This window comes from Mycolicibacter heraklionensis (genome assembly GCF_001021505.1).
Lineage (GTDB): Bacteria > Actinomycetota > Actinomycetes > Mycobacteriales > Mycobacteriaceae > Mycobacterium > Mycobacterium heraklionense.
The window spans coordinates 1-23,734 of record NZ_LDPO01000013.1; the positions used below are offsets into that span (position 1 = coordinate 1).

23 protein-coding genes and 1 rRNA gene are annotated in these 23,734 nt (G+C 67.8%); 1 reads left to right on the forward strand and 23 read right to left on the reverse strand.

Translation table 11 applies throughout. The features are described from left to right. Positions 1-74: ribosomal RNA gene (locus ABW16_RS15190) — 16S ribosomal RNA — on the reverse strand; the annotation flags it as partial. A gap of 275 nt (positions 75-349) precedes the next feature. Further along, positions 350-1,603, reverse strand: a complete 1,254-nt coding sequence (gene murA, locus ABW16_RS15195; RefSeq protein ID WP_047320031.1) for a UDP-N-acetylglucosamine 1-carboxyvinyltransferase — start codon at positions 1,601-1,603, stop codon at positions 350-352. Positions 1,604-1,703: 100 nt separating this feature from the next. Between murA and ABW16_RS15200 the strand changes: the two genes are divergently transcribed. Then, a complete protein-coding gene (locus ABW16_RS15200) occupies positions 1,704-2,294 on the forward strand; it encodes a cob(I)yrinic acid a,c-diamide adenosyltransferase (RefSeq protein WP_047320032.1) in 591 nt (196 codons plus the stop codon). A gap of 33 nt (positions 2,295-2,327) precedes the next feature. Here the strand turns inward: ABW16_RS15200 and ABW16_RS15205 are convergent, their stop codons facing one another. From ABW16_RS15205 to argS, 21 genes are all read right to left on the reverse strand, one after another. After that, positions 2,328-2,771: a DUF2550 domain-containing protein gene (locus tag ABW16_RS15205; RefSeq protein WP_047320033.1), complete on the reverse strand. Its 444-nt coding sequence runs from the start codon at positions 2,769-2,771 to the stop codon at positions 2,328-2,330. Between the two features lie 12 nt (positions 2,772-2,783). After that, positions 2,784-3,149: a F0F1 ATP synthase subunit epsilon gene (locus ABW16_RS15210; protein WP_047320034.1), complete on the reverse strand. Its 366-nt coding sequence runs from the start codon at positions 3,147-3,149 to the stop codon at positions 2,784-2,786. Positions 3,150-3,183: 34 nt separating this feature from the next. Further along, the gene (gene atpD / locus ABW16_RS15215) at positions 3,184-4,614 is read right to left on the reverse strand and encodes a F0F1 ATP synthase subunit beta (protein WP_047320035.1); all 1,431 of its coding nucleotides are present in this window, start codon (positions 4,612-4,614) and stop codon (positions 3,184-3,186) included. Positions 4,615-4,638: 24 nt separating this feature from the next. Then, positions 4,639-5,562: a F0F1 ATP synthase subunit gamma gene (locus tag ABW16_RS15220; RefSeq protein ID WP_047320036.1), complete on the reverse strand. Its 924-nt coding sequence runs from the start codon at positions 5,560-5,562 to the stop codon at positions 4,639-4,641. Between the two features lie 7 nt (positions 5,563-5,569). Next, the gene (atpA, locus tag ABW16_RS15225; RefSeq protein WP_047320037.1) at positions 5,570-7,219 is read right to left on the reverse strand and encodes a F0F1 ATP synthase subunit alpha; all 1,650 of its coding nucleotides are present in this window, start codon (positions 7,217-7,219) and stop codon (positions 5,570-5,572) included. Between the two features lie 72 nt (positions 7,220-7,291). After that, the gene (locus tag ABW16_RS15230) at positions 7,292-8,629 is read right to left on the reverse strand and encodes a F0F1 ATP synthase subunit B/delta (protein WP_047320038.1); all 1,338 of its coding nucleotides are present in this window, start codon (positions 8,627-8,629) and stop codon (positions 7,292-7,294) included. Positions 8,630-8,637: 8 nt separating this feature from the next. Beyond that, complete coding sequence (locus ABW16_RS15235) at positions 8,638-9,159, reverse strand: F0F1 ATP synthase subunit B (protein WP_047320039.1); 522 nt, start codon at positions 9,157-9,159, stop codon at positions 8,638-8,640. An 8-nt stretch (positions 9,160-9,167) separates the two neighbouring features. Then, a complete protein-coding gene (locus ABW16_RS15240) occupies positions 9,168-9,428 on the reverse strand; it encodes a F0F1 ATP synthase subunit C (RefSeq protein WP_019735417.1) in 261 nt (86 codons plus the stop codon). A 61-nt stretch (positions 9,429-9,489) separates the two neighbouring features. Then, the gene (gene atpB / locus ABW16_RS15245) at positions 9,490-10,245 is read right to left on the reverse strand and encodes a F0F1 ATP synthase subunit A (protein ID WP_047320040.1); all 756 of its coding nucleotides are present in this window, start codon (positions 10,243-10,245) and stop codon (positions 9,490-9,492) included. Further along, positions 10,238-10,684: a hypothetical protein gene (locus ABW16_RS15250; protein ID WP_047320041.1), complete on the reverse strand. Its 447-nt coding sequence runs from the start codon at positions 10,682-10,684 to the stop codon at positions 10,238-10,240. The genes atpB and ABW16_RS15250 overlap by 8 nt, the downstream gene beginning before the upstream one ends. A 115-nt stretch (positions 10,685-10,799) precedes the next feature. Then, entirely contained in the window at positions 10,800-11,978 is a 1,179-nt protein-coding gene (locus tag ABW16_RS15255) for a glycosyltransferase family 4 protein (protein ID WP_047320042.1), read from the reverse strand. Then, positions 11,975-12,634: an L-threonylcarbamoyladenylate synthase gene (locus tag ABW16_RS15260; protein ID WP_047320043.1), complete on the reverse strand. Its 660-nt coding sequence runs from the start codon at positions 12,632-12,634 to the stop codon at positions 11,975-11,977. Before ABW16_RS15260 ends, ABW16_RS15255 begins: the two co-directional genes overlap by 4 nt. Further along, entirely contained in the window at positions 12,631-13,488 is an 858-nt protein-coding gene (gene prmC, locus ABW16_RS15265) for a peptide chain release factor N(5)-glutamine methyltransferase (protein ID WP_047320044.1), read from the reverse strand. Before prmC ends, ABW16_RS15260 begins: the two co-directional genes overlap by 4 nt. Continuing rightward, complete coding sequence (prfA, locus tag ABW16_RS15270) at positions 13,485-14,561, reverse strand: peptide chain release factor 1 (RefSeq protein ID WP_047320045.1); 1,077 nt, start codon at positions 14,559-14,561, stop codon at positions 13,485-13,487. Before prfA ends, prmC begins: the two co-directional genes overlap by 4 nt. Before the next feature lie 72 nt (positions 14,562-14,633). Further along, a complete protein-coding gene (rpmE, locus tag ABW16_RS15275; protein ID WP_047320046.1) occupies positions 14,634-14,876 on the reverse strand; it encodes a 50S ribosomal protein L31 in 243 nt (80 codons plus the stop codon). Positions 14,877-15,015: 139 nt separating this feature from the next. Next, positions 15,016-17,022, reverse strand: a complete 2,007-nt coding sequence (gene rho / locus ABW16_RS15280; protein ID WP_047320047.1) for a transcription termination factor Rho — start codon at positions 17,020-17,022, stop codon at positions 15,016-15,018. Positions 17,023-17,287: 265 nt separating this feature from the next. Continuing rightward, a complete protein-coding gene (gene thrB / locus ABW16_RS15285; RefSeq protein WP_047320048.1) occupies positions 17,288-18,235 on the reverse strand; it encodes a homoserine kinase in 948 nt (315 codons plus the stop codon). Continuing rightward, on the reverse strand, positions 18,235-19,317 hold the full coding sequence (gene thrC, locus ABW16_RS15290) for a threonine synthase (RefSeq protein WP_047320049.1): 1,083 nt from the start codon (positions 19,315-19,317) through the stop codon (positions 18,235-18,237). The genes thrB and thrC overlap by 1 nt, the downstream gene beginning before the upstream one ends. Beyond that, positions 19,314-20,633: a homoserine dehydrogenase gene (locus tag ABW16_RS15295; RefSeq protein WP_047320140.1), complete on the reverse strand. Its 1,320-nt coding sequence runs from the start codon at positions 20,631-20,633 to the stop codon at positions 19,314-19,316. The genes thrC and ABW16_RS15295 overlap by 4 nt, the downstream gene beginning before the upstream one ends. A gap of 17 nt (positions 20,634-20,650) precedes the next feature. After that, positions 20,651-22,078, reverse strand: a complete 1,428-nt coding sequence (gene lysA, locus ABW16_RS15300; RefSeq protein ID WP_047320050.1) for a diaminopimelate decarboxylase — start codon at positions 22,076-22,078, stop codon at positions 20,651-20,653. Further along, positions 22,075-23,721 carry an arginine--tRNA ligase gene (gene argS / locus ABW16_RS15305; RefSeq protein ID WP_047320051.1) on the reverse strand — a complete coding sequence of 549 codons (1,647 nt, stop codon included), beginning with the start codon at positions 23,719-23,721 and terminating at the stop codon, positions 22,075-22,077. The genes lysA and argS overlap by 4 nt, the downstream gene beginning before the upstream one ends. Between the last annotated feature and the right edge of the window lie 13 nt (positions 23,722-23,734).

Below are 23,734 nucleotides of genomic sequence, written 5' to 3' on the forward strand. Positions count from 1 at the left end.
CCTTTCCGTTCGACTTGCATGTGTTAAGCACGCCGCCAGCGTTCGTCCTGAGCCAGGATCAAACTCTCCAAACAAAAACCAATTTGGAAACAATCCCAAAACATCAGTTCCGAAAAACCGACAAAAAACAACACCACACCCCCAACACGGGGCGCCAGAGGCATGGCAAAAACAACAACAAACAAAAACCACCAAACACACTATTGAGTTCTCAAACAACACGCCCGGCTTCAGGCAACCCCGCTACTATACTCCGTAGTCAGAGTTGAGTCAACTCCGAGTTTTTCGGGGCTTCCGGAAGGACTTCCAGACTGCTGGTCGTTCCGCTCCCGCGGCCCGCCGGCTCGACCTATATTACACGTTCGATCTCAGCGCCCAAATCGCCTAGATATTCCACGAACAACGGGTAGCCGCGATCGATGTGGTAGACGTCGTGGACCTCGGTCTCGCCGTCTGCGACCAGGCCCGCAAGGACCAGACCGGCTCCGGCGCGGATGTCGGAGGCCCACACCGGAGCGCTCGAGAGCTGCGGCAGACCACGCACCACCGCGTGGTGGCCGTCGGTGCGGGCGTCGGCGCCCAGTCGGATCATCTCCTCGACGAACCGGAACCTGGCTTCGAACACGTTCTCGGTGATCATCGACGTGCCCTCGGCGATCGCCGCGAGGCCGATCGCCATCGGCTGCAGGTCAGTGGGGAATCCCGGAAACGGCAGGGTCGCGACGTTGACGGCCTTGGGCCGCTCGTACTGCACGACCCGGAAGCCGTTATCGGACTGGGTGACGGTCGCCCCCGCGTCGTGCAGCTTGTGCAGGACGAGCTGCAGGTGCGCCGGGTCCACTCCGGTGACTGAGATATCGCCGCGGGTCATCACCGCGGCAATCGCCCAGGTCGCGGCGACGATCCGGTCGCCGATCACCTCGTGTTCGGTGGGGTGCAGACGCGGCACCCCGGTGATCTTCAGCGTCGGTGAGCCCGCACCTTCGATCTGCGCGCCCATCTGGTTGAGCATCGTGCAGAGGTCAACGACATCGGGCTCGCGCGCCGCATTGTGGATGGTCGTGACGCCCTCGGCCAGGACCGCGGCCATCAAGATGTTCTCGGTGGCACCGACCGACGGAAACTCCAACTGGATCTCGGCACCGCGCAGCTTCTCGGCGTGCGCGACCACGCAACCGTGCTCGATATTGCAGGTGGCGCCCAGCTGGCGCAGGCCGGCCTGATGCATGTCGAGCGGGCGCGACCCGATCGCGTCGCCGCCCGGAAGTGCGACTTTCGCCTTCAGGCAGCGGCCCACCAGGGGCCCAAGCACACAGACCGAAGCCCGGAACTGGCGCACCGCGGCGAAGTCCGCGTCGTACTTGGGTTCGTCCGGCGAGGTGATGCGCACCGTGGTGCCGTCAAGTTCGACGTTGGCGCCCAGCCCGCGCAGCACCTCGGCCATCAGCGGCACGTCCAGAATGTCCGGGCAGTTGGTGATGGTGCTGGTGCCCTCCGCCAACAGGGCTGCCGCCATCAGCTTCAGGACGCTGTTCTTAGCGCCGCCGACGGCGACCTCACCGGACAGTCGGTTACCCCCGGTAACCACGAAACGCTCTCCCACTCGCGTCAGTGTAGTGACGACACGAGCCCGATCCTGACCAATCCGGGCTCCAACCGAAGTGGGGATTGCGCCGATTCCCTCCCCCGGTACGGTTTGGGCTATGGCAGTGCACATCACTCGCGTTTACACCCGTACCGGCGACGACGGAACGACCGGGTTGAGCGACTTCTCCCGAGTCCCCAAGACCGACCCGAGGCTGGTCGCCTACGCCGATGTCGAGGAGGCCAACGCGGCGATCGGCGTCGCGATAGCGCTCGGCAAACCCAACGACCCGGTGAACACGACACTGCTCCGCATCCAGAACGACCTGTTCGACGCGGGCGCGGATCTGGCCACACCGGTCGCCGAGAATCCGAAGTACCCGCCGCTGCGAATCACCGCCGACTACGTCGACCGGGTGGAGGCGTGGTGTGACGAATACAACGAGCAGCTGCCCCCGCTCAACTCGTTCATCCTGCCGGGTGGTTCACCCCTCTCGGCGCTGCTGCATGTTGCCCGAACGGCGGTGCGCCGTGCCGAGCGTTCCGCCTGGGCAGCACTGGACGCCTATCCGGACGGGGTGTCGGTCCTGCCGGCGAAGTATCTGAATCGGTTGTCGGACTTGATGTTCGTGTTGTGCCGAGTGGCCAATGCCGGCGGTGACGTGCTCTGGAAGCCCGGCGGGGAGCGCACCGACCGTCCCGAAAGTTAGTCCGCGCCAACGGCTCCAACGACCTCGGCTTGTTCAGTAGCTCTGGCGCCGGGCCCGTGGCGACGGGCGTGCCTCCAGCCATGACAGGAAGGCGGTCCGCGCGCCGCGGTCCAGCGCTATCTCGAAGCCGGCCCGACGGTCCTGGGTGGCGTCGCATAGTTCCAGCACCACGATCTCGTCGGTCATGATGTCGAATTCGTCGCCCCGGGGCGCGCGGCGGCCCACCACGTCCACGCCACGTCGGGACAGGCGACGGTCCGGCCACAACCGCACACTGGACAGACGGTAGAAGGCGGCTTCCCCGCCGCGATAGCGGACCACGCCATGCCGCCAGCCATGGCCGCCAACGGCCGGAAGGTCTCGCATGATCGCCGCCGTACCGCCTTGACGCAGCTTCCACAGCCGGTAGCTGAGCGCCACAACAGCGCTGAGGAGAACGGCGACGAGCACGACCATAAAGATCATGGGCGTGCTCATCGGTTCACGCCTTTAGTCGATCACACCCAGGGCGCGCAGCCTGGCCCGTCCCCGTGCAGCCATCTTGGGGTCGGTGGACTGGGCCTCGTGCCGTGCGGACGCCTCGTCGATCTCTGAGGTGAAGTCGACAGCCTCGGCCAGGATGCTGACACCCTCTTCGGTCACCGACAGGAAGCCGCCGTGCACGGCGATCCGCAGCTCGTCCTCGTCGACCCGGTCCACCCGCACCATGGCGTCATCGACGAGCTCGGCAACCAGCGGGATGTGTCCCGGCAGGATGCCGATCTCACCGACGGTGGTCCGGGTGAAGATGAACGTGGCCTTGCCCGACCACACCTTGCGATCGACCGCGACGATGTCGACGTCAAGCTCTGCCATTACCCACCACCTTTCACCGCCAAAAGATTCCGGGTCACAGCTTGGCGCCCAGGCTCTCGGCCTTCTTGGCCAGGTCGTCGAGGCCACCGATCAGGAAGAACGCCTGCTCGGGCAGGTGGTCGAAGTCGCCCTTGGTGAGCCGGTCGAAGGCCTCGATGGTCTCCTTCAGCGGCACCGTTGAGCCGGGCTGGCCGGTGAACTGCTCGGCAGCCATCATGTTCTGGCTCAGGAACCGCTCGATGCGCCGCGCCCGGCCGACCAGCTGCTTGTCCTCTTCGGACAGCTCGTCGATACCGAGGATGGCGATGATGTCCTGCAGGTCCTTGTACCGCTGCAGAACCCGGATGACCTCCTGAGCGACACGGTAGTGCTCTTCGCCGACGATGGCCGGGTCCAGAATGGTCGAGCTGGAGGCCAGCGGGTCCACCGCCGGGAAGATGCCCTTGGAGAACACCGCACGGCTGAGCTCGGTGGTGGCGTCCAGGTGCGCGAACGTGGTCGCCGGCGCCGGGTCGGTGTAGTCGTCGGCGGGCACGTACACGGCCTGCATCGAGGTGATGGACCGACCACGGGTCGAGGTGATCCGCTCCTGCAGCTCACCCATCTCGTCGGCCAGCGTGGGCTGGTAACCCACGGCCGAGGGCATCCGACCCAGCAGGGTCGAGACCTCGGAGCCGGCCTGGGTGAACCGGAAGATGTTGTCGATGAACAGCAGCACGTCCTGGCCGGCCTCGTCACGGAACCACTCGGCCATGGTCAGCGCCGACAGTGCCACCCGCATACGAGTGCCCGGCGGCTCGTCCATCTGACCGAACACCAGGGCGGTGTCCTTGAGCACGTTGGCGTCCTCGAGCTCGACCCACAGGTCGTTGCCCTCACGGGTGCGCTCGCCCACGCCGGCGAACACCGAGGTACCACCGAAGTTGCGGGCGATACGGTTGATCATCTCCTGGATGAGCACCGTCTTGCCCACGCCGGCACCGCCGAACAGGGCGATCTTGCCGCCACGCACGTACGGGGTGAGCAGGTCGACGACCTTCAGGCCGGTCTCGAGCATCTCGGTGCGCGGTTCCAGCTCGTTGAAGGCCGGGGGCTTGCGGTGGATGCCCCAGTGCTCGAAGTCTTTGCCGTAGCCCGGCTTGTCCAGGCACTGGCCCAGCGCGTTGAACACGTGGCCCTTGACCTCGTGACCGACCGGCACCGAGATCGCTGCGCCGGTGTCGGTGACCTCGGTGCCACGCACCAGGCCGTCGGTGGGCTGCATCGAGATGGTGCGGACCAGGTTGTCACCCAGGTGCTGGGCGACCTCGAGGGTCAGCGTCTTGGCCAGCTCCGAGAAGGTGATCTCGGCGTGCAGAGCGTTGAACAGCTCGGGCACCGCGCCCCGGGGGAACTCGACGTCGACGACGGGGCCGGTCACGCGCACCACGCGGCCGGCGGTTGTCTTGTCAGCGGTAACAGTCATTATCTTCTTCGCTTCCTTGGGGACTTACCGGGCGGCGTCGGCGAGGGCATTCGCACCACCGACGATTTCGCTGATTTCCTGGGTGATCTGGGCCTGGCGCTCGCGGTTGGCCTCAAGGGTCAACGCTTTGATCAAGTCGTCGGCGTTGTCGGTCGCCGACTTCATCGCGCGCTGGCGTGAAGCCAGCTCCGAGGCCGCCGAGTCGAGCAGTGCCTGGTAGACGCGGGTGGTCAGGTACCGCGGCAGCAACGAGTCGAACAGCGTGGTGGCATCCGGCTCGAAGGAGTACAGCGTCTTCGGTCCGGTCTCTTCGCCCACGTACTCCACCAGCATCGGGGCAATCCGGCGCGCCTCCGCCGACTGCGACAGCATCGACCGGAAGTCGGTGGACACGATGTGCAACTCGTCGACGCCCAGGACCCCGTCGGTGCCCGGGTGGTCGCCGTCGTCGTCGACGCCGGCCAGGAATGCCTCAACCAGGGTCGAGGCGATCGTGGCGGCGTTCTCGTACGTCGGCTGCTCGGAGAATCCGGTCCAGGAGTCGGTCACCGACCAGTTCCGGAAGGAGTAGTAGGCCAGCGCCTTGCGGCCGACGACGTAGAGAACCGGGTCCTTGCCCTCCGAGCGCAGCAGCGAGAACAGTTCCTCTGCCCGCCGGAAGACGTTGGCGTTGTAGCCGCCACACAGACCACGGTCGGACGACACCACCAAGACACCGGCCCGCCTGGGCTCGCTGCGCTCGACCAGCAGCGGGTGGTCCAGGGCCGCCTCGGCGGCCAGCGTGGTGAGCAACCGGGTGATCTCGCCGGCGTACGGCCGTGCCGTTTCCAGCCGGGCCTGCGCCCGGCCGATACGCGAGGTGGCGATCAGCTCCTGGGCCTTGGTGATCTTCTTGATCGACCCGGCGGAGCGGATTCGCCCGCGTAGTTCGCGAAGTGTGGCTGCCATAGCGGAGTTACTTCTTCTTCGCCGGCGCGGGCTTGCGGACCTGCACCGCTTCCTTGCCGAGCTTGTCCTCGTCCAGCGCCTCGACGTGCTCGTCCGGCACCACCGAGCTGCCGTCGGAGGCGGCGAAGCCCTTCTTGAACTGGTTGATCACCGCGACCAGCTTCTCGTTGGCCTCGTCGGAGAGCTTCTTGGACTCACGGATCCCGGTGAGGATGTCGTTCTCCGAGGCCCGGATGTGGTCCAACAGCTCAGACTCGAAGCGGCCCACGTCCTCGACCGGCACCGAGTCCAGGTGGCCTTCGGTGCCCAGGAAGATCGAGACCACCTGCTCCTCGACGGGAAGCGGCGCGTACTGGGGCTGCTTGAGCAGCTCCACCAGGCGCGCACCGCGCTCCAGCTGAGCCTTTGACGTAGCGTCCAGGTCGGAGGCGAAAGCGGCGAAGGCCTCCAGCTCGCGGTACTGCGACAGGTCCAGACGCAGCGAGCCGGCCACCTCCTTCATCGCCTTGATCTGGGCGGCGCCACCGACACGGGACACCGACACACCGACGTTGATGGCCGGCCGGACACCCTGGTTGAACAGGTCGCTCTCCAGGAAGCACTGGCCGTCGGTGATCGAGATGACGTTGGTCGGGATGTAGGCCGAGATGTCGTTGGCCTTGGTCTCGATGATCGGCAGACCGGTCAGCGAACCGCCACCCAGCTCGTCGGAGAGCTTCGCGCAACGCTCCAGCAGACGGGAGTGCAGGTAGAACACGTCACCCGGGTAGGCCTCGCGGCCCGGCGGGCGGCGCAGCAGCAGCGAGATGGCGCGGTAGGCCTCGGCCTGCTTGGTCAGGTCGTCGAACACGATCAGCACGTGCTTGCCCGCGTACATCCAGTGCTGGGCGATCGCCGAGCCGGTGTAGGGGGCCAGCCACTTGAAGCCGGCGGAGTCCGACGCCGGCGCGGCAACGATCGTGGTGTAGTCCATGGCGCCGCCCTCTTCCAGCGCGCGACGCACGCTGGCGATGGTGGTGCCCTTCTGGCCGATCGCGACGTACACGCAGCGAACCTGCTGGTTCGGGTCACCGGTCTCCCAGTTCTTGCGCTGGTTGAGGATGGTGTCCACACACAGCGCGGTCTTACCGGTCTTGCGGTCGCCGATGATGAGCTGACGCTGGCCGCGACCGATCGGGGTCATGGCGTCGACGGCCTTGACACCGGTCTGCAGCGGCTCGCTGACGCTCTGACGCTGCACCACCGAGGGAGCCTGCATCTCCAGCGGACGGCGGGTCTCGGCTTCGATGTCGCCGCGAGCGTCGATCGGCTGGCCCAGCGGGTTGACGACGCGACCCAGGAAGCCGTCGCCGACCGGCACCGAGAGCACCTCACCGGTGCGCTTGACCTGCTGGCCCTCTTCGATGTTCTCGAAGTTGCCCAGGATGACCGCACCGACGTTGTGCTCGTCGAGGTTCAGGGCCACGCCCAGCACCCCGCCGGGGAACTCGAGGAGTTCCTGGGTCATCACCGAAGGAAGGCCCTCGACGTGTGCGATGCCGTCGCCGGCGTCGATGACGGTGCCGACCTCCTCGCGCGCGGTGTCGGCGCTGAAGGAGCTCACGTACTCCTCGATCGCCCCCTGAATGTCGTCAGAGGAGATTGTCAACTCTGCCATGGCTTTTCGTCTTCCTGCCTTCGAAATTGGGGTTGTGGGCTCCTGGACCAGGTAAGTCCGGGTCGGTCTTGATCAGTCGGGCAATTGCGTCTTGGCGGCCGCGAGACGCGACGACAGCGTGCCGTCGATCACCTCGTCGCCGACCGAGATCGTCAGCCCGCCCAGCAGTGCCGGGTCGACGCCGACCTGCACGCGGACCGGGTGGCTGTAGATCCGGCCCAGCACGGTGTTCAGCCGGGTCCGCTGGGCGTCGCTGAGTTCAGCGGCCGCACCGACCTGCGCCACCAGCTCGCCGCGACGTGCCACTGCGATCTGAGCAAGCTCGGTGATCGCCTGATGTGCGGACTGGCCACGCAGCAGCCGCACGGTCTGCTCGAGCAGCGCCGCCGCGATCGGGTTGGCACCACTGCCGCTGCTGAGGAGGTTGCGCAGCAACCCGACCCGGCCGGCGGCCGGGGTCGCGGTGTCGCCGAGCAGGATGTCCAGCCGGGGCTGGGCGTCCAGCACGCGGGAGAACCGGAACAGCTGGTCCTCCACCTCATCGACGGTGCCGGCACTCTCTGCCGACAGCAGCAGCGCCTGCCGGGCGACGTGCTCGACGGCGGTCACCAGGTCCTCGCCGTTGGACCACCGGGCCGAAGCGGCGTCGGTCACCAACGTCAGCGCGGCGGCACCGATCTTGTCGGAGAACAGCCGCTGCACCAGACGCACCTTGGGTGCGGCGTCGTCGGTCGGCACGGTCAGGTGCCGCGTGACCACGTTCTCGCGCTCGAGCAGTTCGGCGACCGCGGTCAGGTCATCGGCCAGCGCGGCCAAGCCCTGCTGGTCCAGGCCGCCGGCCACCTCGCCGAACTTGTCCAGCAGGCCGGCCAGCGCCTGGCGGCTGGCCGAACGCATCCGGACCAGGATCGGCGACTCGACCTCGACAGACTTCGGCGCCATGGCGTCGAGCTCGTCGAGGAACCGGTCCACCGTGGCGGACTGCCGCTGCGGGTCGGAGACGTGCGCGCGAACCAGTTCGGCCGCCCGCTCCACGGCTTCGGCACCCAAGCCCGACCGCAGCTCACGGATGAGTTGCGCCCGCATCAGACCGACCTGCTGTCCACCGGCGGTCTTCACGCGCTCCGCTTCGACACCGGCCTGACCGCGCAGTTGCTCGGCGATCCGCTCGGCGTCCGAGTGGGCCTCCGCGGTGACCCGCTGCGCCTCGGCGGTGGCGTTGGCCAGTGCCGTGGAGTGCGCCTGACCGGCTTCGGTCAGGCGAGCGGCGGCTGCCGCCGCCTCCTCCAGCTGCTTGCGCACCGATTCCTGCTGGGCGGCCATCAGCTTGCGCACCGGCGGCACGACGAACTTGACCAGCAGCCACACGATGATGGCAAAGCCGACCAGCTGCCCGATAAATATCGACATCTCTGTTGCTACCGCCCCGTACTCGCCGCGGAAAGTGCCTCGACGTCAACGCCGAGGATCCGGCTGGCCAGGGTGGCTGACAGTGTCTCCACCCGGGCCTGCAGCTGCTCACTCACCGCATCGCCTTCTTGCTTGAGCTGGTCGGAGGCGGCCTGCAAGGTCGAGGCCACCTCCGCCTCGGCCTCCGACCGCTGCTCGTCGATCACCTTGCGGCCCTCGGCACGAGCTTCGTCGCGTGCCGTGCTGGCCTCGAGGCGCGCCGCCGCCATCTGCTTCTCGTAGTCGGCATCGGCGGCCGCGAACTGCTCGGCGGACTCCCGATTGTCGGCGAGAGTCTTGGTGACCATGTTCTCGCGCTCCCGCAGCACCTTCATGATCGGCGGCACCACGAAGGTACTGATCACGCCGAGCACGATCAGGAAGATCGCGAGCACGACGAAGAAGGTGCCGTCGGGAATGAGGAAGCTCTTCTTCGGGCCTTCCTCAGCCGCCTCGCTCAAGGCGAGGACAGCAACGCTCATGTCACCCATCTTGTGCGTTACTGCTGTGCGGCGATCGGGGTGGCGAAGACGAACAACGCCATGAAGGCCAGGTTGATGAAGTAGGCCGCCTCGACCAGACCAACCGTGATGAAGAACGGGGTGAACAGGCGACCCTGAGCTTCGGGCTGGCGGGCGATACCGGCGATCAGCGCGTTACCGGCGATACCGTCACCGATACCGGCGCCGATGGCACCGCCGCCCATGATGAGACCGCCGCCGATGAGGGCACCAAGTCCGATCAGATTGGGATCTGCCATTTCATTCCTCCTTGCTAGCTGGTAGTGCTCTACCAGGTCTGATGTGGTCCTGCAGTTACTACTAGTGGTGGTCTTCTTCGAGCTCCATGGCCTGGCTGAAGTACAGGATGGTCAGCAGCGCGAAGATGAACGCCTGGATCAGGCCGACGAACAGGTCGAAGGTCTTCCAGATCGCGTTCGGCGCGACCATGAAGTAGGGCCCGAGCAGCGCGATCAGGCTGACCAGGATGCCGCCGGCAAAGATGTTGCCGAACAGACGCAGAGACAGCGAGACCGGCTTGGCGATCTCTTCGACCAGGTTGATCGGCGCCAGGATCGCGACGTGGCCCTTGAGCACCCGCAGCGGGTGGCCGATGAATCCGCGGCGCCAGAAGCCGGCCAGGTGGTAGCCGCAGAACACGAACAGGGCCAGCGCCAGCACGAAGTTGATGTCGGCCGCGGCGGAGGAAAGCAACTCATGGACGCCGTGCTCGTCGGCGTACTGCACCGGCAGCACCGACAGCCAGTTACAGACCAGGATGAAGATGAAGATGGTCACCGCCAGCGGCAACACGAAGGGGGCGATCTTCATCCCGATGGCACCCTCGATCTGGTTGCGCATCTGAATGGTGATCGCCTCGAAGAACAGCTGCACCCCGCCGGGAACCCCGGTCGACGTGACCTTGGCACGCAGGAAGAGCGCCAGGGCGATCACGATCACCGCTGCGATCGCGGTGGAAGTGATGGTGTCGATGTTGACCTCACCGACCAGCGGCCATACCGCGGTCTCGTGGTGGCCGACCTCGATGCCACCCTCGGCCAGGATCGACTCAGTCATTTTCCGTCCCTTCAGCGCCGGACTCTGACGCTTGCGCGCGGAGCTTTTTTACCACTGGCAGCATGGTGGTCAGCACCAGCACCACCTCGAACAAGGCCAGTCCGAACAGCGCACCGAGGCCCTCTGGCCGGAACTGGTAAGCGATCGCCAAGCCGATCACGCTGATGACCAGCAGACGCGACGCCGAGTTCAGCGCCATCTTCTTCTTCAGCGGGTGGTCGGAGGCGGTGATCTTCAGCGCCGACCGGCGGATCAGCAGTGCATTGCCCAAGCCGAGCGCCAGGCCCAGCCCGAAGAACACTCCGAACAGCGGGCGGCCGAATTGGGCGGCCGCAGCGATCGCGGCACCGGTCAAGGCGAGACAGATCAGCAGCAGCCGAATCGGCTGGAACACCACCGACGGCAACACCAACGGCGCATCCTGCGCTGGTGTCGTCACCGCCTCACCCCAATCTGAATCTGCCCTGCGTCACTATCGTGAAGTCGCCCGCCGAGCGTATCGGATGCCCGAACGCGCTGCGGAACCACCTACAACACCATCCTAGACGGTCCTACTACCGCGTGTCGTAGGGGTCGGCGTCCGGGGCCTCGCCCCGGCGTAGCAACGGGATGAGCGTAACGACAATCGCGATGAGCATCGCACCCAACATCACCGCCCCGGTGTAACGCGGATCGAAGAAGATGGTGCCGGCCGCCCCGAACGCGACGATCGCCGTCCACAAGTAGATCAGCAACACCACCCGGCGATCGGAATGACCGATCTGCAGCAACCGATGGTGCAGGTGCATCTTGTCCGGACTGAAGGGACTGAGCCCAGCCCGCGTACGACGGATGATCGCCAGCAGCACATCCAGCGCCGGCACGCACATCACGGCCGCCACCAGCAGGAACGGCGACAGCAGCGCAAAGACGTCGCGCGCGCCGTAGGCGGTTTGCGAGATCGGCCCGGCCGCGGTGGTGGACGCCGCGGCCAGCATCAGCCCGATTAGCATCGAGCCGGAGTCGCCCATGAAGATCTTCGCGGGGCTGAAGTTGTGCGGCAGGAACCCCAAACAGGCCCCGGCCAACACCACCGAGATCAACGCGGGCGGATAGAACAGCACATCGCCGCCGTGGTCCTGCAGCACGCCGACGGAGAACATGCAGATCGCCAGCGCGGTGATCAATCCCAGGCCGGCCGCCAACCCGTCGAGGCCGTCGACGAAGTTCATCGCGTTGACGATCGAGACCGTCAGCGCCAGCGTCAGCAGGATCGACGACACCTGATCGAGCACCACGGTGCCGACGCCGCCGATCGGGATGTAGAGCACACTCCAGGCCACGCCCATGGTGACCAGCACGCTGGCCGCGGTGATCTGGCCGGCGAACTTGGTCAGGGCGTCCAGGCCCCACTTGTCGTCGAGCAGACCGATTCCCATGATGACTCCGCCGGCCAGCACCACCGCCGGCATGCCGGTGGAATAGACGAAGCCGCGGGTCAGCGCGGGCAGCTGCGAAGCGAGGAAGATCCCGGCGACGATGCCGACGTACATCGCCAGCCCGCCCATCCGCGGTGTCGGCTGCACATGGACGTCGCGTTCGCGCGGATAGGCAACCGCGCCGATCCGGGTGGCGAGCCAGCGGACCGGTCCGGTGGTGAAGTAGGTGATAATCGCGGCGGTCAGTCCGACCAGCGCCAGCTCACGCAGCGGCACGCCGGCGCCACGGTCGGCCAGGGCCAGCAGGCTGGTCACGGAGTCTCCGTCAGCGAGTCCGGATCCAGCCCCAGCACGGCGCCGATCTGTTCGGCGGAGACCGGTCCGGTCCGGACGATCCGCGGCGCGGGGCCGGTGAGATCCACGATCGTCGAGGCCGCGCCCTGTTCGGCTGGGCCCGCGTCGAGGTAGACCTCGACCGACTCCCCCAGCTGGCCCTGCGCTTCGGCGGCCTCGACCGCGGGCGGCCCACCGGAGACGTTGGCGCTGGACACCGCCATCGGGCCCACCGCCTTGAGGACCTCCAGGGCTACCGGATGCAGCGGCATGCGCACCATCACCGTGCCGCGGGCTTCGCCGAGGTCCCACTGCAGCGACGGGGCCTGGGTGACGATCAGGCTGAGCGCGCCCGGCCAGAACGCGCGGATCAGTTCGCGGGCGGTGTCGGGCACGATCAGGGCCAGCCCGTCGATGGAGTTCCACGACCCGACCAGCACGCCCACCGGCATGTCGCGGCCGCGTCGTTTGGCCGCCAGCAGTGCGGTCACCCCGGCACTGTTGAAGGCGTCGGCACCGATCCCGTAGACCGTGTCGGTGGGCAGCACCACCAGGCGACCGCCACGCACGGCGTCGATCGCCGCCGCGATTCCGGCCGTACGCCGGTCGGCGTCGGCGCAGTCGAAAACCTCTGTCATGGTTGGCCGTTTCTGATCGCCGTCACAAACCGGAGCCGCCTAGTCAGGTCGGGCCGGGACACTACCTCGTCGAAAAATCCAGTGCTGCACACGGTTTGGACCGTGGCCGTCGGCGTGGTGTCGTCATGCTCAACGGCGAACAGGCCGCCGGGGCGCAGCAGCCGCGCGGCAAGATCGGCCAGCGGGGTGATCACCGACATTCCGTCGGGGCCGCCGAACAGCGCATGTTCCGGATCATGCTGAGCCACTTCAGGATCTAGATCGGCACCTTCGGGGATGTAGGGCGGGTTGCTGACCATCAGGTCGACGCGTCCGTCGAGCTCCGACAGCAGCCCGGGCGTGGTCACGTCGGCGTGGATCAGCTCCACCGGCGTACCCGCGCAGTTGCGCCGCGCGTAGTCCAATGCCGGCTCGGAGTCTTCGACCGCGAGCACCCGGGCGCCGGGAAAACTCCGGGCCAACGCGATCGCCAGCGCACCGGAGCCGGTGCAGGCGTCCACGATCACCGGATGCGAGCCGAGCGGTTGGGCCACAGGCTGTTTCAGCACCCAGTCGAGCATGGCTTCGGTTTCCGGTCGCGGGATGAACACCCCCGGGCCGACCTGCAACAGCACCGGGCCGAACGCCGCGGTGCCGATCAGGTGCTGCAGCGGGACTCGGGAGCTGCGTGCGGCGACCAATCCCCGGTAGCGCCCGAAGAATTCGTCGTCGGGGGGATCCAGCAGCGCCAGCCGGCCCCGATCGGTGCCGGCCGCATGGGCGGCGAGCTCCTCAGCGTCGTAGCGGGCGGAGTCAATCCCGGCATCAGCGAAAAGCGCTGCAGCAGAGTCGATCGCGTCCCGTATTCGGCTCACGCCGTCCCCTGCAACCGGGTTTCCTTATCGGCGGCTGCCAGCGCGTCGAACATCGCGTCGAGATCCCCGTCGAGGACCTGGTCGAGGTTGTGCGCCTTGTAGCCGATGCGGTGATCGGTGATCCGGTTTTCCGGGAAGTTGTAGGTGCGGATGCGCTCACTGCGGTCCACGGTGCGGATCTGGCTGGCCCGGTCGGCCGAGGCATCCGCCTGGGCCTGCTCCTCGGCCAGTGCCTGCAGCCGGGCCGCCAAAACCTGTAGGGCGCGGGCCTTGTTCTGCAGCTGAGACCGCTCGTTCTGGCAGGTCACCACGATCCCGGTCGGCAGGTGGGTGATACGCACCGCGGAGTCGGTGGTGTTGACGCCCTGCCCGCCCTTGCCGGAGGACCGGTAGACGTCGATGCGCAGGTCCGACTCATCGATGGCCACCTCGGCGACCTCTTCGGGCTCGGGGTAGACCAGCACGCCGGCTGCCGAGGTGTGGACGCGGCCCTGCGACTCGGTCACCGGCACCCGCTGCACGCGGTGCACGCCGCCTTCGAACTTCATCTTCGACCACACGCCGTCGGCGCTGTCACCCTTGCTCGCGATGGTCAGGGTGGCGTCCTTGTAGCCGCCGAGGTCGGAGGTGGTCTCGTCGAGAACCGTCACCTTCCAGCCCTGGCGTTCCGCGTAGCGGATGTACATCCGGGCCAAGTCGGCGGCGAACAACGCCGATTCCTCGCCACCTTCGCCGGATTTGACCTCGAGCACGATGTCGTCGGCGTCGTGCGGGTCGCGGGGCGCCAGCATGTCGGTGAGCGCGGTGTCCAGTTCGGCGACACGCGCCTCCAGCTCCGGGATCTCGGCGGCGAACGACGCGTCGTCGGCGGCCAGTTCCCGGGCGGCTTCGAGGTCCCCGCGGGCCGATTCGAGCTTGCGGTGGGTGGCGATGATGGGCGCCAGCTGGGCGAAGCGCCGACCGGCCCGACGCGCCTCAGCCGGGTCGTTGTGCAGTTCGGGATCGGACAGCTGCGTTTCCAGGGCGGCGTGCTCGGCCAGCAGGGCGTCGATCCCCTGCACACTTTGAGTCATCTCACCTCCATCCCCGAACGCAAGCCGACGCCCGGATGACGTGCTGGCACGTTCCGGGCGTCGGTGAGGGAGCTACTTGTCGTCGGCTGCAGCTGCTGCGGCACCTGCGTTGCGCTTGCCGTAGCGCTTCTCGAAGCGCGCGACCCGGCCGCCGCTGTCGAGGATCTTCTGCTTGCCGGTGTAGAACGGGTGGCACTGCGAGCAGACCTCGACCACGATGTGGCCGCTCTCCTTGGTGCTGCGGGTGGTGAAGCTGTTGCCACAACCGCAGACCACGGTGGTCTCGCCGTAGGCAGGGTGAATGCCAGATTTCATGATGTCCTCTTCAATCGTCGGCCGCCGGGTCGCCTGCCATGTGGCAGACGTGAACCGGAACCTGAGGTGTTCGATTATGCCAGCTACGCTGTCGGCTCCCAAAACGCCGGGAGGCTCCCCCGCTATTCCGCGGGTTCGATCAGTCGTTGTCCATTCCCGGCGTGGTCTTGGACACCTGCACCAGGAACTCGTAGTTGTTCTTGGTCTTGCGCAGCTGACTCATCAACAGGTCGATGGCCTGGTGCGAGTCCAGCCCGGACAGCAGCCGGCGCAGCTTGTGCACGATCGCGAACTCGTCCGGCGAGAGCAGCAGCTCGTCCTTGCGGGTGCCGGACGGGTTGACGTCGACGGCCGGGAACACCCGGCGCTCGGCGATCTTGCGGTCCAGTTTGAGCTCGGCGTTACCGGTGCCCTTGAACTCCTCGAAGATCACCGTGTCACCGGTGGAGCCGGTCTCGACCATCGCGGTGGCGATGATGGTCAGCGAGCCGCCGTCCTCGATGTTGCGGGCCGCGCCCAGGAACCGCTTGGGCGGGTAAAGCGCGGTGGAGTCCACACCACCGGACAGGATGCGGCCCGACGCCGGGGAGGCGTTGTTGTAGGCACGACCCAGCCGGGTGATGGAGTCCAGCAGCACGACGACGTCCTTGCCCTGCTCGACCAGGCGCTTGGCCCGCTCGATGGCCAGCTCGGCGGCCTGGGTGTGGTCTGACGGCGGCCGGTCGAAGGTCGAGGCGATGACCTCACCCTTGACCGAGCGCTGCATGTCGGTGACTTCTTCGGGACGCTCGTCGACCAGCACCACCATCAGGTGGCACTCCGGGTTGTTGCGGGTGATCGCGTTCGCGATGTCCTGCATGATCGTGGTCTTACCGGCCTTGGGCGGCGACACGATCAGGGCGCGCTGCCCCTTGCCGATCGGCATGATCAGGTCGATGACGCGGGTGGTCAGCTTGTCGCCCGAGGTCTCCAGCCGCAGCCGCTGGTTCGGGTACAGCGGGGTCAGCTTGGAGAACTCGGGCCGGTTGCGGGCGGCCTCGACGGGGCCGCCGTTGACCGAGTCCAGCCGCACCAGCGGGTTGAACTTCTGCCGCTGGTTGGGCTGGTCGCCGTCGCGGGGCACCCGCACCGCGCCGGTCACCGCGTCGCCGCGGCGCAGCCCGTTCTTGCGGACCATGTTCATCGAGACGTAGACGTCGTTGGGTCCGGCCAGGTAACCGGACGTGCGCACGAACGCGTAGTTGTCGAGCACGTCGAGAATGCCGGCGACCGGCTGGACGACGTCGTCTTCGCGCAGCTCGGCGTCGCCGCCGGGACCGCCGCCTTCGTTGCCGCGTTCACCACGGCGACGCCGGTCCCGGAAGCGCCGGCCGCGCCGGCCACCGCGTCCTTCGTCGTCGTCGCCACCGCCGCGGTTGGACTGGTCGCCGCCCTGGTCATCGTTCTTGGACTGCGCGGCGTCGTCGGTTTTGGAGTCGGTTTTGGACTCGCCCTTGGCGCCCTCACGCTCACGCCGCGCACCGGACTGCTCGGCCTTGTCAGCCTTGTCCTCGTTCCGGCCCTGCTTGCGCGACTCACCCTGGGCGTCGGCCTCGGCGGGCTTGTCCTGCTCGGCGGGATTCTCGGGCTCTCCGTCGTTGGCGGCGGGTGCGCCGGTCGCACGGTTGGAGCCACGGCGTTCGCGGCGGGGCGGCGCCGCGGGGGCGTCCGCCTCGTTGGCCGGGGCGGGCTCGGCACCGTTGGCCGCGCCGTTGGCGGGCTGTTCGGCGCTGGGCTGGGCGTCGGAAGCGTCCCCGCCGTTGCCGCCGACCTCGCGGATCGCGGCGATCAGTTCGCTCTTGCGCATCCCGGAGGAGCCCTTGACACCGACGCGGTTGGCCAGTGCCCGCAGTTCGGGCAGCACCATCGCCGACAGCGAGCCGTCGGAGGGGGCAGCACCGTTTTCGGGCGCCGAAGCTTCGGGCGCCGAAGCGGGAGCGGGAGCGGACTCGGTGGTGGCCGGCTCCGACGCGGTCTCCGGAGCGGACGGCGCGGCGTCACTGCCGCCGGCGGCGACGTCCTGGCTGGTCTCGGGAGTGCTCGGGGGGGTCGACAGCGATTCCTGGTCGGTGCTGCCTTCAGCCGTGAAGAGGTCCGTTTCGGTCACGGATTTCCTTTCTTCCCTCGTCGGTTTTCTCACGCGAGGGGTTTGGTTACATTCAGCGGACTCGCCGAGTGCGTGTCACCGTCGACTGTGTAACGGTGTAGCCCGTATCGACGGCGTCGTAACACAAACCGTCAGCTACGGGAAGAATTTGGTGGCATCCCGGTTGACATCGCAGTCTGATTCAGGTGCTGATGCCGCGAATGCGGGACGGGACCGAGGATAGCCCGCTTCTTTGCTCGACGCAACAGATACCGCGCGGCGCGCCTCAACCCGGCACCGCCACCCCGGAGTTCCACTTGACCGCGTCGCCGACCGGCATCTCCGTGACGTTGAACACTCGCGCCTCCGGGGACTCGAGCACCTCAGCGGGCAGTTGGGCCGCTGTCGTCAGCGCGATCACCGCAGGTCCGGCACCGGAAAGCACGGCCGCGATGCCGTGCCGACGCAGCAATCGCAGGAATGCCGCCGACTCCGGCTGCGCGGCGCCGCGCTGCGGCTGGTGCAGCACGTCCTCGGTGGCCGCCAGCAGCAGGCCGGGCCGCTCGGTGAGTGCCACCACCAGCAGCGCGGCCCGGCTGACGTTGAACCGGGCATCGCGGTGGCTGACCTGTTCGGGCAGCAGCGCGCGGGTCTCGGCGGTCGACGAGCGCAGCTGCGGGATCGCCGGGAACAGATGGATGTCGGGGTGCAGTCGCAGCGGCGCTGCTGAGTAGTCGGCACTGCCGTCGGCCTTGCTCGCGGTCCAGGACACCACTGCCCCGCCCAGGACGGCGGCGGAGGCGTTGTCGGGGTGGCCCTCGAACTCCGAGGCCAGCTGGATCAGCTGGGCTTCGGACAGGCCGGGCCGATCAAGTTGTGCGACAAGGCCGTTGACCACGGCCAGCCCACCGACCACCGCGGCCGCCGACGAGCCCAGGCCGCGCTGATGCGGAATCGCATTGCGGCAGCGCACCACCATTCCGGGGGCCTGGACGCCGGCTTCGCGCATGCCGCGCAGGATGCCTTGCACCACAAGGTGATCGGAAGTCAGCGGCACCTGACCGGCGCCTTCCCCCTCGACCTGCACCACCAGACCGGACTCGACCGTCTCGACGATCACCTCGTCGTAGAGGCCCAGCGCCAGACCCAGGCTGTCGAAGCCGGGGCCCAGGTTGGCGCTCGACGCCGCTACCGCGACGCTGGCCGTCAACCCGGTCGGCAACAACTGAACCACTAGGCCAGCCCCAATTCGGCGACCACGGTGGCCGCGTCGACGGGAACCGCGGTCACCTCGGGCATGTCCTTGAGCGCGGTGTCCGGGTCCTTGAGACCGTTGCCGGTCACGGTGCACACCACCGTCGAACCGCGCGGCACCCAGCCGTCCTCCACCGACTTGAGCAGGCCGGCGATGCTGGCCGCCGAGGCCGGCTCGACGAACACGCCCTCGGACTGCGCCACCAGGTGGTAGGCGGCCAGGATCTCGTCGTCGGTGGCGGCCAGGAACCGCCCACCGGAGTCCACCTGCGCTTCGACGGCCTGCGTCCAGGACGCCGGCGAACCGATGCGGATGGCGGTGGCGATGGTCTCCGGGTTTTTGACCGGCTCGCCCAGCACCAGCGGAGCCGCCCCCGCGGCCTGGGTGCCCAGCATCTTCGGCAGCTTCTCGGTCAGGCCGTCGGCGTAGTACTCGCGGTAGCCCTTCCAGTACGCGGTGATGTTGCCGGCGTTACCGACCGGCAGCGAGTGGATGTCGGGCGCGGTGCCCAGTGCGTCGACGATCTCGAACGCAGCGGTCTTCTGACCTTCGATGCGCACCGGGTTCACCGAGTTCACCAGCGAGATGGTCGGGAAGTCGGTGGCCATCTTGCGGGCCAGTTCCAGGCAGTCGTCGAAGTTGCCGTCGATCTGAATGATCTTGGCGCCGTGCATGACTGCCTGCGCGAGCTTGCCCATCGCGATCTTGCCCTGCGGGATCAGCACCGCGCAGGTGATGCCGGCGCGTGCGGCGTAGGCCGCCGCCGAGGCCGAGGTGTTGCCGGTCGAGGCGCACAGCACCGCCTGCTGGCCGCGGGCCACCGCGTCGGTGACCGCCATCGTCATCCCGCGGTCCTTGAACGAGCCGGTCGGGTTGAGCCCCTCGACCTTCAGGTGCACCGTGCAGCCGGTCTGTTCGGAGATCCGCTTGGCGTGGATCAGCGGGGTGCCACCCTCGTGCAGGGTGATGGCCGTCCAGTCGTCGCCGATGGGAAGCCGATCGCGGTAGGCACCGATCAGACCGGGCCAGGGGCGGTGGATCGGTGTCCGGGTGGAGCTCACTGGTCTGTTCCTTCCAGTCGTAGCACGCTGGCGATCCGCTGGACGGCGTCCAGGTCAGCCAGCGCCGCAACGGTTTTCGACAATGCTGCGTCGGCAGCCCGGTGGGTGACCACCACGATCCGAGCACCGATCAGTTGGCCCTCGTTGTCGGCCACGCCCTCCTGGCGCACCTCGGCGATGCTCACCCCGTGGGCGGCGAATTCGGCTGCCACCGTGGACAGCACACCCGGCTTGTCGGCGACGTCCATGCTCACGTAGTAGCGGGTCTGCACGTCGCCGATGGGTGCGATGGCCAGCTGGGCGTACTTGGACTCGCGCGGCCCGCGGCCGCCCTGCACCCGGTTGCGGGCGGCCATCACCAGATCGCCGGTGACCGCCGATGCGGTCGGCGCACCGCCGGCGCCCTGACCGTAGAACATCAGCCGGCCGGCCGCCTCGGCCTCGACCACCACCGCGTTGAAGGCCCCGTTGACGGTGGCCAGCGGATGGCTCAGCGGCACCAGCGCCGGGTACACCCGGGCCGAAACCCGCTGTTGCCCATCACTTGTGGTGATGCGCTCGCAGATCGCCAGCAGCTTGATGGTGCAGCCCAACGCCCGTGCCGTGGTGAAGTCGGCCGGGCTGATGCTGGTGATGCCCTCCCGGTACACGTCGTCGGCGGTGACCCGGGTGTGGAAGGCGATCGACGCCAGGATCGCGGCCTTGGCGGCGGCGTCGTAGCCATCCACGTCGGCGGTCGGATCGGCCTCTGCGTAGCCCAGCGCACTGGCGTCGGCCAGCGCGGCGGTGTAGTCGGCGCCGGTGGAGTCCATCTCGGACAGGATGTAGTTGGTGGTGCCGTTGACGATGCCCGCCACCCGCAACACGGTGTCGCCGGCCAGCGACTGGGTCAGCGGCCGGATGACCGGGATGGCGCCGGCGACGCTGGCCTCGAAATACAGGTCCACCCGCGCGTTCTCGGCGGCCTCGGCCAGCTCCCCGGTGGACCGTGACAGCAGGGCCTTGTTGGCGGTGACGACGGATTTGCCGTGCGCGATCGCCGACAGGATCGCCTTGCGGGCCGGCTCGACCGGGCCCATCAGTTCCACGACGATGTCGACGTCGCTGCGCGACACCAGACTGTCGATGTCGTCGGTCAGCAACTCCACCGGCACGCCGCGGTCGGCCGCCACCCGGCGCACCCCGACCCCGCGCAGCACCAGGGGCGCACCGATACGGGCGGCCAGATCATCAGCGCTGGCCTCGAGGATGCGGACGACTTCGCTGCCGACGTTGCCCAAGCCGAGAACTGCCACCCCTACCGGGGCCCCGGACACCTGCGAACCGGACACTTCTACCCCACCTCCAGGCTGATCAGGTCTTCGACGGTCTCCCGGCGCAGCATAAGACGGGCTTTCCCGTCACGTACCGCCACCACCGCCGGGCGGGTGAGCAGGTTGTACCGGCTCGACATCGAGTAACAGTAGGCGCCGGTGGCGGCCACGGCGATCAGGTCGCCGGGAACCATGCCTTCGGGCACCCAGGTGTCGCGGACGATGATGTCGCCGCTCTCGCAGTGCTTGCCGACGATGCGCGCCAGCTCCGGCAGGGCTTCTGACCCGTCCAGGGTGCGCGACACCAGGCGCACGTCGTAATGCGCGTCGTACAGCGCCGGACGGATGTTGTCGCTCATGCCGCCGTCGACGCTGACGTAGCGGCGATGTCCGGTGGCGCTGACGGCGACATCCTTGACGGTGCCGACCTCATAGAGCGTGATGGTGCCCGGCCCGGCGATGGCCCGACCGGGTTCCACGACCAGCTGCGGAGTGGGCAGGCCCACCGCCGCGGACTCGTCGCGCACGATCGCGGCCAGCTTGCCGGCCAGCTCGGCCATCGGCGGCGGGTCGTCCTGCGGCTGATACGAGATCCCCAGTCCCCCACCCAGGTCGATGACCGAGAGCTGCGCGGTCTTGTCGACGCCGAACTCGGCGACCACGTCGCGCAGCAGCCCGATGACGCGGTGCGCGGCCAACTCGAAGCCGGCGACGTCGAAGATCTGCGAGCCGATGTGGCTGTGCAGCCCGATCAGCCGCAGGTTTTGGGTGGCGAACACTCGCCGGATGGCGTCCATCGCCGCACCGCTGGCCAGCGACAGCCCGAACTTCTGGTCTTCGTGGGCCGTTGAGATGAACTCGTGGGTGTGGGCCTCGACACCGACGGTGACACGCACCAGCACGTCCTGCACCACACCGGCGGCCGCCGCGACGGCGTCGAGGCGGTCGATCTCAATCAGCGAGTCGAGCACGATGTGGCCGACGCCGGCGTTGACCGCCGTTTCCAGCTCGTCAACTGATTTGTTGTTGCCGTGCAAGGTGATTCGTTGAGCGGGGAAGCCGGCGTGCAGGGCCACAGCCAGCTCGCCTCCGGTGGCGACATCCAGGCACAGGCCCTCTTGGTCGATCCAACGCGCGATCTCGCTGCACAGGAAGGCTTTGGCGGCATAGTGCACGTTGTCGCCCCCGCCGAACGCGGCGGCGATCTCGCGGCAGCGGCCCCGGAAGTCGTCCTCGTCGATGACGAACAGCGGGGTGCCGTATTCGGCGGCCAGGTCGGTCACCTTCACCCCGGCGATCAGCGTCACGCCGTCGGCATCGCGAACGGTGTTGCGCGGCCAGACGTTCGGCGCCAGCTGCAGCAGCTGCTGCGGAGTCTGGGGGCGCGGCGGAAGTCCGTCGTGCTGGATCTCTTCGGCGTGGCGGGGGCCCGCGGGGTGAACGTTCACATCCGCTCCGGTGCGCTCACGCCGAGGATGCTCAGCCCGTTGGCGATCACCCGGCGGGTGGCCTGACACAGCGCCAGCCGCGCGGCGTGCAGGTCGCCCGGCTCTTCATCGCCTTGGGGCAGCACCCGGCAGCTGTCGTAAAACCGGTGGTAGTCCCCGGCGAGGTCTTCCAGGTAGCGGCAGACCCGGTGCGGTTCCCGCAGTGCGGCAGCAGTTTCCAGCACCCGGGGGAACTCGCCCAGGTTGCGGATCAGGGCGCCTTCCTTGTCGTGGCTGAGCAGCCCGAGGTTGGCGGTGTCGGGGGCCAGGCCCAGTTCGGCGGCGTTGCGGGCCAGCGCGGAGAGCCGGGCGTGCGCGTATTGCACGTAGTAGACCGGGTTTTCGTTGCTCGCCGAAGACCACAACGCCAGGTCGATGTCGATCGGGGTGTCCACCGAAGAGCGGATCAGGCTGTAGCGGGAGGCGTCCACGCCGATGGCTTCGACCAGGTCGTCGAGGGTGATGACGGTGCCGGCACGCTTGCTCATCTTGACCGGCTGGCCGTCGCGCACCAGGTTGACCATCTGGCCGATCAGCACCTCGACGGTTGCGGGGTCGTCACCGAAGGCCGCCGCGGCGGCCTTGAGCCGGGCGATGTAGCCGTGGTGGTCGGCGCCGAGCATGTAGATGCACAGGTTGAAGCCGCGCTCGCGCTTGTCCAGGTAGTAGGCCAGGTCGCCGGCGATGTAGGCGGGCTTGCCGTCGCTCTTGATGACGACGCGGTCCTTGTCGTCGCCGTAGGCGCTGGTGCGCAGCCAGGTGGCGCCGTCTTTTTCGTAGATGTTGCCGTTGGCGCGCAGCCGTTCGATGGCCTGCTCGACCCGGCCGGAGGTGTGCATCGAGTCTTCGTGGGTAAAGACGTCGAAGTCGGTGCCGAACTCGTGCAGCGACTTTTTGATGTGGGTGAACATCAGGTCGACGCCGATCGCGCGGAACGTCTCCTGCGCGTCGGGGCTGTTCAGGGCGTCGGGGGCCTTGGCCTGGATTTGGGCCGCGATGTCGGTGATGTAGGCGCCGGCGTAGCCGTCCTCGGGGGCCGGCTCGCCCTTGGCGGCGGCGATCAGCGAGTTGGCGAACCGGTCGATCTGGGCGCCGTGGTCGTTGAAGTAGTACTCGCGGGTGACCGCGGCACCCTGAGTGCTTAGCAGCCGGCCGAGTGCGTCGCCGACGGCGGCCCAGCGGGTGCCACCGATGTGGATGGGGCCGGTGGGGTTGGCCGAGACGAATTCCAGGTTGACGTTGAGCGCGCCGAGGGTGTCGGTGTGGCCGTAGTCGGTGCCCGCGCCGATGATGTTGGCGACGACCGCCCCCTGCGCGGAGGCCTCGATGCGCAGGTTCACAAAGCCCGGCCCGGCGATCTCGGCGGCGGCGATCCCGTCGGCCTGCGCCAGCGCCTCGGCCAGCCATCCGGCCAGCTCACGCGGGTTGGCGCCCACCTTCTTGCCCAGCTGCAGGGCCAGGTTGGTGGCGTAATCACCGTGTTCGGGGTTGCGCGGCCGCTCGACGGTCACCGTCGCGGGTATGGCGGCGGTGTCCAGGTCGTGCTCGGCCAGCACCGCGGTGGCGGTGGTCTTGAGCAATTCGGCCAGATCGGCGGGGGTCACGAGGCCCCATCCT